The sequence below is a fragment of the Arthrobacter stackebrandtii genome, from assembly GCF_017876675.1.
GTDB classification, from domain to species: Bacteria; Actinomycetota; Actinomycetes; order Actinomycetales; family Micrococcaceae; genus Specibacter; species Specibacter stackebrandtii.
Map to the genome: position 1 here is coordinate 4,125,646 of NZ_JAGIOI010000001.1, position 13,432 is coordinate 4,139,077.

General features: G+C 64.3%; 13 protein-coding genes. 7 read left to right on the forward strand and 6 right to left on the reverse strand.

Features of this window, described 5'->3' with window-relative positions; translation table 11 throughout:
* Nucleotides 1-91 precede the first annotated feature (91 nt).
* Complete coding sequence (locus tag JOF48_RS18065; protein WP_209683235.1) at nt 92-742, reverse strand: TetR/AcrR family transcriptional regulator; 651 nt, start codon at nt 740-742, stop codon at nt 92-94.
* A gap of 65 nt (nt 743-807) precedes the next feature.
* On the opposite strand from JOF48_RS18065, the gene JOF48_RS18070 reads away from it, so the two are divergent.
* The 4 genes from JOF48_RS18070 (at nt 808) to JOF48_RS18085 (ending at nt 5,177) form a co-directional block, all read left to right on the forward strand.
* On the forward strand, nt 808-2,238 hold the full coding sequence (locus JOF48_RS18070; RefSeq protein ID WP_209683238.1) for a flavin-containing monooxygenase: 1,431 nt from the start codon (nt 808-810) through the stop codon (nt 2,236-2,238).
* On the forward strand, nt 2,235-3,059 hold the full coding sequence (locus tag JOF48_RS18075) for an SDR family oxidoreductase (RefSeq protein ID WP_209684747.1): 825 nt from the start codon (nt 2,235-2,237) through the stop codon (nt 3,057-3,059). Before JOF48_RS18070 ends, JOF48_RS18075 begins: the two co-directional genes overlap by 4 nt.
* Before the next feature lie 192 nt (nt 3,060-3,251).
* Nucleotides 3,252-4,220 (forward strand): hypothetical protein, encoded by a 969-nt coding sequence (locus tag JOF48_RS18080; protein WP_209683242.1) that lies wholly within the window; start codon nt 3,252-3,254, stop codon nt 4,218-4,220.
* A 525-nt stretch (nt 4,221-4,745) separates the two neighbouring features.
* Nucleotides 4,746-5,177 carry a hypothetical protein gene (locus tag JOF48_RS18085; protein WP_209683245.1) on the forward strand — a complete coding sequence of 144 codons (432 nt, stop codon included), beginning with the start codon at nt 4,746-4,748 and terminating at the stop codon, nt 5,175-5,177.
* Between the two features lie 20 nt (nt 5,178-5,197).
* Here JOF48_RS18085 and JOF48_RS18090 read toward each other — a convergent pair whose 3' ends face one another.
* From JOF48_RS18090 to JOF48_RS18100, 3 genes are all read right to left on the reverse strand, one after another.
* Nucleotides 5,198-5,659, reverse strand: coding sequence for a YybH family protein (locus JOF48_RS18090; RefSeq protein WP_209683248.1), 462 nt, complete (start codon nt 5,657-5,659; stop codon nt 5,198-5,200).
* Between the two features lie 172 nt (nt 5,660-5,831).
* Complete coding sequence (locus JOF48_RS18095) at nt 5,832-6,977, reverse strand: cation:proton antiporter (protein ID WP_209683251.1); 1,146 nt, start codon at nt 6,975-6,977, stop codon at nt 5,832-5,834.
* A 265-nt stretch (nt 6,978-7,242) separates the two neighbouring features.
* A complete protein-coding gene (locus JOF48_RS18100) occupies nt 7,243-7,707 on the reverse strand; it encodes a universal stress protein (protein WP_342591297.1) in 465 nt (154 codons plus the stop codon).
* A 252-nt stretch (nt 7,708-7,959) separates the two neighbouring features.
* Here JOF48_RS18100 and JOF48_RS18105 point away from each other — a divergent pair, with 252 nt between their 5' ends.
* Nucleotides 7,960-9,603, forward strand: a complete 1,644-nt coding sequence (locus JOF48_RS18105) for an ABC1 kinase family protein (RefSeq protein ID WP_342591298.1) — start codon at nt 7,960-7,962, stop codon at nt 9,601-9,603.
* Here the strand turns inward: JOF48_RS18105 and JOF48_RS18110 are convergent.
* Nucleotides 9,600-10,022 (reverse strand): pyridoxamine 5'-phosphate oxidase family protein, encoded by a 423-nt coding sequence (locus JOF48_RS18110; RefSeq protein ID WP_209683257.1) that lies wholly within the window; start codon nt 10,020-10,022, stop codon nt 9,600-9,602. The genes JOF48_RS18105 and JOF48_RS18110 overlap by 4 nt on opposite strands.
* A 414-nt stretch (nt 10,023-10,436) precedes the next feature.
* Here JOF48_RS18110 and JOF48_RS18115 point away from each other — a divergent pair, with 414 nt between their 5' ends.
* Nucleotides 10,437-10,763 (forward strand): DUF3040 domain-containing protein, encoded by a 327-nt coding sequence (locus JOF48_RS18115; protein WP_209683260.1) that lies wholly within the window; start codon nt 10,437-10,439, stop codon nt 10,761-10,763.
* Between the two features lie 136 nt (nt 10,764-10,899).
* Nucleotides 10,900-11,574, forward strand: a complete 675-nt coding sequence (locus JOF48_RS18120; protein WP_209683263.1) for a response regulator — start codon at nt 10,900-10,902, stop codon at nt 11,572-11,574.
* On the opposite strand, the gene JOF48_RS18125 is transcribed toward JOF48_RS18120, so the two are convergent.
* A complete protein-coding gene (locus JOF48_RS18125) occupies nt 11,571-13,211 on the reverse strand; it encodes a GAF domain-containing sensor histidine kinase (RefSeq protein ID WP_245347094.1) in 1,641 nt (546 codons plus the stop codon). The two genes, JOF48_RS18120 and JOF48_RS18125, sit on opposite strands and share 4 nt — an antisense overlap.
* Nucleotides 13,212-13,432 lie beyond the last annotated feature (221 nt).

A 13,432-nucleotide genomic window follows, 5' to 3' on the forward strand; every position in this document is an offset into this window, starting at 1 on the left:
TTCCATCCCGGCATTCCCAAAAAGTACGACGGCGGCAGGCGCCCTTCGCTGGAAGGGCGCCTGCCGCCGTCGAACTTGGGAAAGGCTGTGCCTACCCAGGCGGGCAGGTTCCGGTCATGCGCACGATGACCTTGGCCACCTGCTCAATGAATTCGGCCGTGGGTTCGCGCTGGGACGGTTTGGTCTCCACCCGCTGCACGAGCGCCTCGGTGATGCCCCCGATCAGGATGAGGCTGGTCAGCCCCTTCGGGGCGGCGTCGATCAGGCCCGCGGCGGCGATGTCCTCGAAGGCCGCATCGACGGCCGATGCCATCCGCCGCGTGGTGAGGCGGCGCTCCCGGGCGAGGGCCTGCGAGACGCCGACCACCTCAACCTGGAGCACGCGCGCCTTCCGTTCGTCCGCCAGCATGGGCCCGAGCGCGGCGGCAACCAACTGCTTCACGGCGCTGAGCGCATCCGGGGCCGGCAGCACGGTGCGGGCGGCGATGGCGGCGAGGACCTCGTTGTTCAGGTCGTGGTAAAGCTGGGTCAGCAGCTCGCCCTGGTCGGCATAAAGCTCGTAGAAGGAGCGCGTGGAAACCCTGGCGCCCTGGCACACGGCATGGACAGTGGTGGCGCGGTAGCCTTGGGTGCCGTAGAGCTCCAGCGCCGCATCGAGCAGCCGGCGCCGGCGTTCCTGGTCCCGCACATTGCGTTCAGTGCCATGCCACAGGACGTGGTCAACGGGAAAATCTGGCCTCATGCGCGGTCTTCCTTTCGGCGGAAAAACTAATTGGAAACCTGTATTTTCAGTGTAATACTTATCACATGGCGTACCTTGTAAAACCCGGCGACCTGGCCGATCCGCTCACCGCACCGGTCCCCGTCGACGAATCCCTGCCACGCACGGCCGTGATCGGCGCGGGACCGTCCGGGATCGCCGCCGCCAAGGCCCTGCACGCCGCCGGGATCCCCTTCGACTGCTTTGAGCGCGGCAGCGAGATCGGCGGAAACTGGCTGCTAGACAACCCCAACGGCCAGTCCGCCTGCTACGAGACCCTGGAAATCAACACCTCCGGGCCCCGCATGGCGTTCTCCGATTTTCCCATGCCCGCCGATTACCCACCCTATCCCCGGCACGACCTAGTGCACGCTTATTTTGAGCGGTATGTTGACCATTTCAACGTCCGCCGCACCATCACCTTCAACACCTCGGTGGAGGAAGTTTCCCGGGACGACGACGGCGGCTGGCTCGTGCGCACGGCCGGCCCCGCCGGGGAGGCCACCGGCCGCTACGACGCCGTCCTCGTGGCCAACGGGCACCATTGGGACCCGCAGTGGCCGGACCCCGGCTACCCCGGAACCTTCGACGGGGAGCAGATCCACGCCCACAGCTACCGCTCCGGTGCACAGCTGGAGGGGAAGGACGTGGTGGTGGTTGGCGCCGGGAATTCCGCCATGGACATTGCAGTGGAAGGTTCGTTCCGTGCCAACAATGTGGCCCTGTCGATCCGCCGAGGCCAGTGGGTGCTGCGGAAATCATTTCTGGGCAAGCCCAGCGACCAGGTGGCACTGCCCGGCTGGATGCCGTGGTGGGTGACGGGCCTGCGCCTGCGCATGGGCGCCCTGACCTCCGGGCCGCTGCGCCGCTACGGCCTGCCGGTTCCAGCCCACAAACCAGGCCAGTCGCACCCGGTGCAGTCGGATTCAATCCGGGCACGCATCGCCGCCGGCAAGGTGACCGTGCATCCGGGGATCGAGCGATTTGAGGGACGGGAGGTGGTGTTTGTCGACGGCACGCGGGCGCCGGCGGACCTGCTCGTCTGGGCCACCGGCTACAAGGTCTCCTTCCCGTTCTTCGACCCTTCCCTGGTCTCGGCCAAGAGCAATGACCTGCCGCTGTGGAAGCGCACCGTCCACCCGGACCTGCCGGGACTGTACTTCATTGGACTGGTCCAGCCGGTTGGCGCCGTCATGCCGGTGGCCGAGGCCCAGGCATCCTGGGTTGCCGAGATCCTGTCCGGGCGGTGCGCGCTGCCTCCGGCGCACGACATCCGCGTCCGGATGGAACGCGACCACCGGCGCAACAAGCGCCAGTTTTACGCCTCGCCCCGGCACACCATGGAGGTGGACTTCGACCGCTACCTCTGGGACCTGGGGCGGGAGCGGCGGCGCGGGCGCCGGCAAGCCGGCTCCGGGCTGGTGCCGGCGGAAGCCCCCGGCACGTCCCTGCAGCATCCGGCGGTTGCGTGGAAATGAGCGGCGGCTACAACCTCTCCGGGAAGACCGCGGCAGTCACCGGCGGCGCCAGGGGCATCGGCCGCGACATCGCCTTGGCCCTGGCCGCTGCCGGGGCCAAGGTGGCCATCGGAGACCTGAACCTGGACGAGGTCCGCGCCACGGCCAAGGCACTCGGGGGCACCGTGATCGGCCTGAAACTCGATGTGACCAGCCCGGCCTCCTATGCCGCCTTCCTTGCCACGGCGCGGTCGGAGCTGGGCGACATCGACATCCTGGTCAACAACGCCGGCATCATGTGGGTGGGGAAATTCGACGACGAGCCCGACGCCGTTGCCGGCGCACAGATTGCCGTCAACCTTTTGGGCGTCATCCGCGGCGTGAAGCTCGTGGCCCCTGGCATGGCTGCCCGCGGCAGCGGCCACATAATCACGATTGCCTCGGCGTCGGCGGTCCTGCCCACACCGGGCGAGGCCAGCTACGGGGCCAGCAAGCACGGCGTCCTGGGCTACGTTAAGTCGGTGCGCGCGGAACTGCACCGCTCCGGCGTCAGGATTTCCGTAATCATGCCAGCTGTTGTGGATACCGAACTGGCGGCCGGAACAGGCACGGGCGCCGCCAGGCAGCTGGCACCCGCGGACGTTGCAGCCGCCGTGCTGCGCACCCTCGAACGGCCCCGCTTCGAAGTCACTGTGCCCGGCTACATCGGTCCGCTGAACCGGGCGGTCAACATTCTTCCGCGCCCCCTGAGGGACGTCGTGTACCGGCAGATGGTCCCCAACCAGGTCAAACAGGTGGACCGCGCCGCCCGTGCGGGATACGAGTCCCAGTTCGGGGAATAGGGGCAGCCCAGGACCGGGCGCGCGTGGCGGGAGCCGCTCCCTTCGGGCACAGTGGCAGCCCATCCCCCAGGCGGGCGGGCCGCCGTCGTGCCCATCTCCGAGCCAACTGCATTAAGTATCACTACGCCTCCGCGGGCTTCGAAGGCACAAAGCTGGGAAGATTGAAGGGCAGCGCAATCCCCTGGAGGCTCCATGAACACCCTGATCCGTAAATTTCTCGACTTCTTCACCTCTTCCGGGCAGGAACCGCCGGCGGCAGTTGCCATCTTGGGCGAACCCGACGGCATGCCGCTGGCCAGCGCCGCATACCTGCGCGAATTTGCGCACCGGCTGGGTCTCGAGGTTGATGACCTGTCGCCGGCCGAGCAGTCCGAGTTGAAGCGGCGCCTGGACGATTCCATGGACTTCCGAGAAGAAAACTACAGCCGCCTGTACCACGGGGTCTACGAGCTGGGCCACGGCTACTCGCTGGACGATGCCCAGCGCGTCAGTGCCCGCATCAATGAAATCAGCGCAGAACCAGCGGCCGGAGCCTACCTCGACTACCGGGAAAATGCCGTGGCGGCCGAGGCACTGATGGCTGCCGGGGCGCTCCTGCGCCAGGAGGGGGATCTGGCTGCCGGGGCGCGGCTGTTCCAGCTGGCCGACGCCCGCCGGCACCGCAGTTCCCTGCTGTCCACGTCCGTGGCAGCACTCACGGCGGGCGGAACCGCACAGCTTGCGGAAGGTGCCGGACAGGCCACGGCCGTTGGCGCAGGCGCCACGGCTGATGCAGGCATCGTGTCGGCAGACAAGGCACCCGGCGAACCAGCCGGCACTTCCTCAGGATCAGGCACGGCCCGGGACGGTTCCGGCGACGCGGCGGCGCAATCCGGCATTGCCATGCTCATGGCAGACCGGAGCAAGGATGCCGGCGATTCCGCACCGGAGATTTCCGAGCCCACCCCGCCTCACGCTGCTGCAGGCACACCGGGCCAGGCTCCGAAGCCGGCCTCCAGCTCCGGTGCCGCCTCTGACGCCACAGCAGGCGGCGACGGCGGACCTGCCGCGGCAGCCGGCACCTCAACCGGGACGGCAGGCAGTAGCCCTGTTTCCAACAACGCACCCAAGGCCGCGCCCAAGGCGGCCCCGGGGCAGAAGCCTGTCAAGAAGAACCGATAGCCGGCCCCGGCCACATCCGGCACTGTGGCGCCGGCCCTCCCTCAAGGACACCGCATGCGCGATGTTCGCCAGGGACGGCCGGCGCCATTTTTGTTGGGACCAAACTCGCGGCGTGTCACCAAACAGGCGGCGGGCTGGGCAAGGGCGGTTCCGTCACCTTGTTCGATGGTGAGGAACGAATTCACCGGCACTTGGGTGTGCATCGACTCCGGCGACGGCGACCACGGCCACCACGTCGACCCGGCCCACCTGATGCGGAGCGCCATGGCCCGGCGCGGCCCTGCACCGCACGCCCCACATTTCCTGATCTGCTGTGCTGGTGCGAGTCCAACTCTGGTATGACTGGTAGCTGGACTTCAAGGAGACGGTGTGGAGAACAACAACGGCGGCCAGGCTGTCAAAAGCAACAAACGGGCCGGAAAGCGCACCACCACCAGGGCATTAACCATAAAAATATTGTGGTCTTCGACGGTCCTGGCGGCGGTCCTTTCTGCTGTGGCTGGGGCCGCGGTATTTCTTTTCGCCATGCCGCAGACACCGGGTGGGGGCAATCCGGCGCTGCTTTACCCGGCGTATGCCCTCAGCTGGCTCGGCGCTCTGGCACTTCTGGCCATTGCCATCCTGTCCATGCCGTTCAGCAGCGAGGACGACGAATGGGATGCCGGACTGGAGCAGCTGCATCCGTTCTGGCGTCCGGTGATAAAAATCGGTGCCTGGATTGGTCTCGGACTTCTCCTCGTGGCGCACATCGCCGCCGCCCTCGGCTCCGACGGTGGCGGCATCCTGCCGGGCAGGCCACGATTCACCATGTCGCTGCTGGCCATCCTTGGCGCCGCCGGGGCACTTCTTGCCGGCAGCGCCCTCGGACTGCCGGCCACCATCGCCCTGCTGGCCGCCTGGGGTTTGTCGCTCGTGCTGTTCCTCGTCCGCGGGATCGTAGGGTTGTTCGTCGAGTAGCAGTGGCGGCTTTCGTCAGGTCAGCCCATCCGCTTCGGCCTGTAGCTGGCAGGCGTGAACGCACCATCCTCCGCCACATGCGTCTCCGCACCCGGCACCCTGTCCGTGTTGTGGGCGCTGACACACAGCCAACCGCCGTCGCCCTGCTTGGCCATCACGAAGCTGAAGACTCCCCTGCGCCGGCCCGCCGGTTTCCCGTCCGGCGTGACCTGCCCGGTGACCACCCAGGCTGCGTGGACCACGGCGGTGTCGGCCCCGATGCGCCGCACCGTCACTTTTCCCAGCGACATGGATGAGTGTGGAAATATGTGTGCAAAGCCGTACGCGTGTGCGTCCCTGATCTGTCCGCGGGTACTCCACCACAGGCCCACCACGTTGACAAAGGCGGCATCGTCGGTGAACAGCGCCGCGAGGTCGTCGGCGTCGGCGTCATTCCAAGCGGAGGCAAAGCCGGCTGCCACGTCTTCTGGCCGGTCAAGCATGGATCGTGCCCTCCATTCCGGTGCAGGCAGCCCGTTGGCGCCCTCCGGCAACCGTATCAACCCCGCGGCAGCCGGCAGCTTGGTGGACTTCAATCCCGGTGATTCCCGCCAAGCAATTCGGCGCCGGCTTTTTGGCCAGACATGGACCAAAAGCCTTGGCCACGAACAACGCTCATGTCCCTGCGTCCGGAAGGTGGCCATGTGCGCCATACCGGCCCGCAGCCACCGTGGCCACCGCGATGGTTACCAGTGCACCGAGGACGAGGGCTGCGGGTTCCCCTGGCGCCAGCAAACCTTGCTGTATCCCGATGGTGGCCGCTGCCACCGGGACTCCCAGCTGCGAGGCAGCCAGCAGGCCGAGAGCGAGGTCCTGTCCCAGCAGTCTCATGCAGGCGTGCACTGCCAAGGCGCCCAGCCCCAAAAACAGTCCCAGCACGATCATCCTCGGATGGCCACCGAATGCCTGCAACTGTAGGGAGGCGCCGAGCCAGACGAAGAACAGGGGCCCCAGGAAGCCCTCGGTAATGGCAAATAGCTGCCGGGCCAACCGGCGGGGCTCCCCCACGGCAGCGACGGCCAGCCCAAAGGAGAAACCGACCAGCATGATGGACACATGACCCCAAACCGCCACGCCGGACAGGGTAAACAGGACCACCAACTGCAGCCGCAGCTCCAGCGCAAACTTCCGCTTCTCGGACACCCTGTGGATTCGCTGCTGCGTGCCCCTGCGTTCACCCTCTCTCAAAACAAGATAGACGACGCCGGCGCCCGCCAACACGGCAGCCACACCCAGCGCGGTCCGGCCCGCCGCCGACGGATCCATGGCCAGCGGCAACGCGACAATGGCCACGACATCAGCCAGTGCCACCTGGGCCATTGTGGCCAAAATCCGGGGACCCCGGAGACCCAGGGACGTGACTATGGGCAGCACCATTGCCGCCGAGGACGAGGCCATCAAGACAGCATAAAGTGGCGCCTGTCCTGTACCAAACAGCAAAGCAACCCCGATTCCAGCAACGGCCGCCAGCACAGTGACGGCCGCTTGCCGGACTGCTGCCGCGGACAGGGAGGCCCGCAGCGAAGTGTCGCGCACGGGTACGTGGCTGCCGGCAACAAACATGACCAGGGCAAAGCCGACGTCGGCAAGAAACACAAACGCCGGTTCAGCCGGGTCCACCAGATTCATTCCAGAGCGGCCAATGAGAATCCCAGCCACCAGTTCCCCGACCACTATCGGCACCCGCCACTGGCGCGGCAGTGCCAGCAACGGCCCAAGCAGCGCCGCGGCACAAATGACGGCCAGTAGGGGAAAAGTCATGCCATGATCCTTGCCTTCTGCATTCCGTCGGCGTAGCCCGCTGGCGTCCCCTTGAGGGAATCCAATGGCAGGGGGCATTCAATTCCCGGCAGGCCAGCCAAACCGCTTGACACCAAGACCCGGTCCCATCACGGATGGCGGCAACTGCCAGCAGCAGCGGGCCGCATTGGTAATGCCGTTGTCCGGATACGACGCCCCGCCGGGACGGGATAACCCGGCCGACACGCTTTCCACAAGCATGTCCAGCCCGGCCGAAGCCCTTTCCTCACGAGTCTTTCCCGGGCCTGTCGGCTTCCTCGCCCGTATTCACCACCAACACGGGACAGTGAGCATGTGCCACACAGGCCTGGCTGACCGAACCGAGCAGGAGCCCCGCGAAGCCCCCATATCCCCTGCGTCCGACAACAAGCATGTCCGAGCCGTCGCTCATTTCTATGAGCTTCTGCCGTGGCTGGCCATGGACCAAGGTCGTTGACATGTTGGCAGGCAGTGGCTGGCCAAAGGTGTCGGTGACGGTGGCCTGGAGAAGTTGCCTGGCACCTTCTTCGAACTCCACCGTGCCCAAGGCATAGGGAACGGCCAAGGACGTGGGGACATTCCAGCAGGCCACCACTTCAAGCCACGAGCCGGTCGCATTTGCCATGCGTGCAGCTTCCTTGAGCGCCGCAATGGACCCGGCAGACCCATCAACACCGACGACAATTTTGCCCATTTCCTGATTGGTGCTCACTGTAGATACCTTCCTTCGACGCCATGTCCATCTGGCTTCCATGCTGCAGTGCCCCGGCACCGGTGCATAGGGTCCAACGGCACCAAATTCATTGCCGGCTCCGAAGCCTTGCCAGGTATTCGGGACCTATGGCTCTGTGGTCCGCCACATTGGCGGAATACTCTGGCTGACATGAAGTCAGGCTTGGCCTTGCAACCGCCTGGGTTGTTAGGCATTAGACCAAGCCCACATGATCAACCCTTGGAGCTGGCAGTGGCCAACCATTTTGAACGCTACGTGGAAGTCGCGGAAATTTTGATCCGGCACGGATTCGGCCAGATCGCCCCGTTGCTGGGGCTCGGACAGATGCACCTGGGGCCCACACCTCGCAGGGCCGGCACACGGGCCACGCCCGAACGGCTGGTTGTGGCTTTGGAGGAACTAGGTCCCACATTCATCAAGCTGGGCCAGTTGCTCTCAACACGCCCGGATATTTTGCCCCGTCCCTACATTGCCGCGCTGGCACGGCTTCAAGATGATGCCCCTCCCGTGGCGACGGAACAAGTCCGCATCATCGTCGAACAGGAATTGGGAGCCGGCATTGACGTTGTTTTCAGCACTTTTGTGGATGCACCGCTCGCCAGTGCCTCGATCGGCCAGGCCCACGCGGCAACCTTGATCGACGGCACCTCCGTCGTCGTGAAGGTGCGCCGTCCCGGAGTCGTTGCCCAAGTCCAGGAGGATCTGGAGATACTGCAGAATCTGGCCCACCACGCCAGCCGCAACTGGGCGGCCTTGGCTGACTACAACGTGGAGGCCGTGGTCTCTACCTTCGCCGCCACGCTGCGGGCAGAACTGGACTATCTCGTTGAGGGACGGAACGCGGAGCGGTTTGCCCGAAATTTTGCCCATGACACCGGCATCCACATACCAAAAATTCATTGGGCGACCACCACGTCCAGGGTGTTGACCATGGAGAGGATCTACGGACGGCGGATCGATGACGCACAGGTTGCCTCCCTGCCCCTGGCAGACAGGGACCGGCTCGCCACCACGGCGGCCAAGGCTGCAGCCAAGATGATTTTCGAAGACGGCTTCTTCCATGCCGACCCGCATCCCGGGAATTTGTTCGTGGAGTCCAACGGCCGGATTGCCCTGATCGACTTCGGCATGGTGGGAGAGGTGGATGAACAACTCCGCCAACGGCTCGGCACGCTCCTGCTCGCCTTCAGCCGCAACGACCCCGAACGAATCAGCCGTGCACTGCTGGGACTTTCCGTCAACGGGGCTGCCCCCGACCGCGGACGGCTCCGGCAGGACATGGCCGTTTTTATGAAGCAGTACCAGGGCCGGAGTCTGGGCGAGATCCAGCTTGCACCGCTGATCGTCGAAATGTTGGCCATCCTGCGAAACCACCACATCCAACTACCTGGCAGCATTGCCCTGCTCGCAAAAATGGTCATCATGACCGAAGGCATGGGGGTGGGCCTCAACCCTGGCTTCAACCTCGGCAAGGTACTCAAGCCCTACGCCGGGCGGTTGGCCCTTGAACGAATCAACCCGCGAAAGCTGCCAGCACTGCTGAGACAACTCGGCCTGGACGCCGCCGCCCTTGGTGCGGACATGCCGGAAAGGCTGGAACGACTGTTGCAGCAACTCGACGACGGCCTCGAAGTGCATCTGCGCACCGAGGAGATCACTCCGCTTGTGGCAAGGGCCGAACGCATTGGCAACCGGCTGGTGGCCGGCCTAATTCTCGCCGCCTTTATTCGCGGCATCGGTGATCTGACGGCCGCTGACCGCCGGCACCTGCAAAACTGGCAGAACACGCTGCTGGCCACCGGTGTTGGTGCAATGGGAGCCATGGGCGGTTTCCTTGCATGGACGTCCCGACCCGGGCTCCGCATCCGCCGCTAATCTCCGTCAGGCTCGCCGCCGAGAACAAACTTTCGGCCGTCGACACTCGCCGGGGTGATCTCCACGTAGGTCCATTTCCGTGTCCTGGTCCAGGATTCAAGGTGGAGCAGGTCGGCAGCATCAATCTCCGTCTGGGACTCCACCGCCCTGGCCGTCCCCTTGACCACGATGCTCCATGCTTCCCCGTCGCCTACTTCGTCGCATTCCAGGGCCACCAAGGGATTGATCGCCATCTCTGCAAGCTTGGTGCCCGGATTGGTCCTGATCCATATCTTGTCTGTGGTTGCGATAAAGTTCAGCGGAAAAATGTCCGGCTGGTTGGCGACGCTGACGGCCAACCTGCCAAAACGGCTGCCCCGCAGCAACTCCCACGCTTCGTTCCATGGCAACACTGCCCCTGGTTCTTCATCACTAGTCATGATCCGATCATCTCCCTGTTCCGTGCCGCTTGGTAGGGCCCAAAGACCGTGTTGGGCCACCGCACCACTTCCCGCGGACAGCCGGCTGCAAAACTTGGGACTTTGGACCGTGGTCTCAGGCCCGGGATGGGGTGACCATGTTTGTAACCCGCACACGTGCGGGACTCGAACAAGGAGATTAGTTCCAGTGACAAGACAGGCACGCTGGCAGGACGGTGGTTGCAGACCCACCATGGCGCACTCACAACTGACGCATACGCGGCCGGTCCCTGCGACGTCACCATGCCCCAAGGACAGGGAGGGACCCGCCACACGCCACTCCCCCTTGCGATTGAGAACCCAGCTGCCGGCTGGCACCTGGATCTTGCCGTCCCGATCCCAACACATCGCAACAAGAACCGGAGGAAGTTTGTCATGGAACTGTCGGAGCACGAATCACTGATCCTCCAAGAGATCGAGCAAACCTTGACGGCCGGCGACCCGCGGCTTGCGAGGGCCCTGTCCACCGCCACGCTCAAGCGCACGGCAGTCCAGCACCTGCTGCTTGGCGCCACCATCATGGGGTTGGGCGTCGGAGTGATGGTCTTCGCCCTCGCACTCGGTTCGATGCCCGTAGGTGCGGTCGCCTTCGCTTCCATGACGGCAGGTGCCTATGTCTCTTCAGCCAGGGTTTTTCGGCTCAGGACGAAGAATGCTCTCAAACGAAAATCAGGCAAGTCCCAGAATGAGCCCGACCAGTAGCCTCATGCGTTGCCTGCCCGGTGCAACCACCAAACGGGTGGCCGAGCTCCTAGACTGGCTTGAGACGGGCCACGCGGTTCGGTGTTTCTTCTTGCGTCATGAGTTCGGTGGATCAATCCAGGAGATGAAGGCAGTTATGGACACACCAGCACAGTCGGCACATCCCGGACCGGACACTGCCACCCGGGTCTTCATACTCGATGACCACGAACTCGTCAGACTGGGCCTAAAGGACATGCTGGAAGGGCATGGCTTTACGGTAGTTGGTTCCTCCGGCTCAGCGGCCGAGGCCACGCGCCTCATCCCTGCACTTCATCCCGATGTTTCCGTGCTCGACGGGAGGCTGCCCGATGGTACCGGAATTGAAGTGTGCCGCGACGTGCGCTCCGTGGACCCGTCCTTGAATTGCCTGATTCTGACAAGCTACGACGACGAGCAGGCACTCCGGGGAGCCGTGCTGGCCGGAGCCTCCGGTTACGTATTGAAGGAAATTGGCGGCACAGACTTGATTTCCGCCGTCCGATTGGCTGCCGATGGCGGGTCCTTGTTTGACGCGGACCTCAAGAGCCGGGTCATTGCCGGCCTCACAGAACCTGTCCCGCTTGATCCTCGCGTGGCGGCCCTTACAGCCCAAGAGCGCCGAGTCCTGGCGCTCATTGGGCGTGGCATGACCAACCGGCAGATCGGCCAGGAGTTGTTCCTTGCCGAGAAGACAGTCAAGAACTATGTCTCCTCCCTGTTGGCCAAGCTCGGATTTGAGCGCCGTACGCAGGCAGCCGTGTACATCACCCGAAAATGGCAGGCTGATTAGTCGTGGGACAAGCTGTCTCGATGTGGGGAGCCGCTGCTTGTAGTTTCACGGTCGAGGGGAACTGACCAAAAGAACCTGGTCCCCTTGCCCTCCGGGCTTCCCACCTCAAAGACGCCGTCACAATTCAGTGCCCGAACCTCCATGTTCGCCAAGCCGCTTGTCCTGTGGGGACTGCCCATGCCGCGACCATCATCAATGACGGTGACAGTCAGGGCTCCTCCGGCAACGGTGACCGCAATGTCAATCTGGCTCGCTTGCGCATGTCTGACCGCATTGCTGACTCCCTCCGTCACCACGGCAAGCAATTGCCCTGCCAGTTCAGGAGCAACGAGCGAATCAATGGGCCCGGACAAGACGATGCCTGGCGCGAAGGGTAGCGGCCTGGACACCTTGCCGACGATGTTTATAAGACGGCTGCTCAAGAGGTCTGTCTCACCGGAGGAGGCCTGAAGGGAATATATGGTGTCCCTGAGTTCCTTGATCGTGGCATCCAACTCGCCGGTTATCGCACGGATGCGCGAGAGGCCGGCCGGATCAGAGACGTACCTGGCCATGCTCTGCATGTTGAGCCCGGCGGCAAACAGGCGCTGGATGACGACGTCGTGGAGATCCTGTGCAATACGGTCGCGGTCCGCGTACAACACCAACTGCTCCCGCACGTGGTGTGCCTTGGCAAGCTCAAGCGCCAACGCCGACTGCGCACAGTAGACGGCAACCATGTCACCGGTCAACGCTGAAAATACCGGCGCTTCTCTGTCTCGCATCAATATGAGCAGGCCTTGCTCGGCACCTTGCGTGCCAAGGCGCGCCAGCAATGCCGGTCCAGTCAATCCACCGGCCGCCGGCCCCAGAAGATCGGATGCCGACGCAAACGCCCCCGGCGTGCCCGACGCCAGGACGCTTCGCATGCTCAAGCCATCCAGATCCAACAACTTTCCCATCCACTGCTGCGCCGCCGCGCCGGCTCCGGCGAGAACTTCAAGTTGTCCTGCCTCATTGGGCGGGCCCGCGATCAGGACCAGCACGGCCTTGGAGGCCTCAAGGGCAGCCTGGGCAACCCAGCCACGGCCTGCAGCGAGATCATCTGCCTGGGCGCCCATCATGCGCACTGCAATCCTTCTCCCGGCCTCAAGCCAGTGGGTCCGCAATTGCGCCTCGTCGAAGAGTTTGGCGTTCTCGATGGCAAATCCCGCTGCGCCCGCAAGCGCGACTGCCATTTCCTCGTCGTCGTCCGTAAACAGCTCTCCGCCATGTTTTTCGGTCAGGTACAAGTTTCCAAAAACGGAGTCACGAACACGGATGGGGACCCCCAGGAAAGTGCGCATGGGGGGATGATGCTTGGGGAACCCGTAGGATGCGGGGTGCTCGTGAAGGTCAGGGAGGCGAATCGGGCGAGGGTCGCGGATGAGCAGCCCCAACACTCCGTGCCCCGTGGGCAGTGGACCTATGAGTTTTATCAGGTCCGGCTCGATCCCCTCCGTCACAAAGTGGCTCAGCCTGCCATTGTCTCCGATGACACCCAAGGCCCCGTATTCGGCGTCAACGAGCCGGCAGGCTGCCTGCACAATGTGCCTCAGCACCGCGTCAAGGCTCGGTTCCTCGGCAATGGATGCGACAGCGGCGAGCAGCCCCTGCATCTTGTCGTCGGCCGATTGTTGGGGGGACCCGCCCGAGGTGTCCACCGATTCGTCCCTGCCTTGCCTCCGCCAGCTCATGCACGCTCCCTTCCCAACCGTCACTGAGCCCTGGATGATGCTGGTTCTCCCCCTTTTGCCCATGCTACGCGGGCGGTGGCATTGCTGCCATGGGTGACCATGGGACTTTATCCCCTAGTCGCGCCGAAGCCTGGGCAATATGC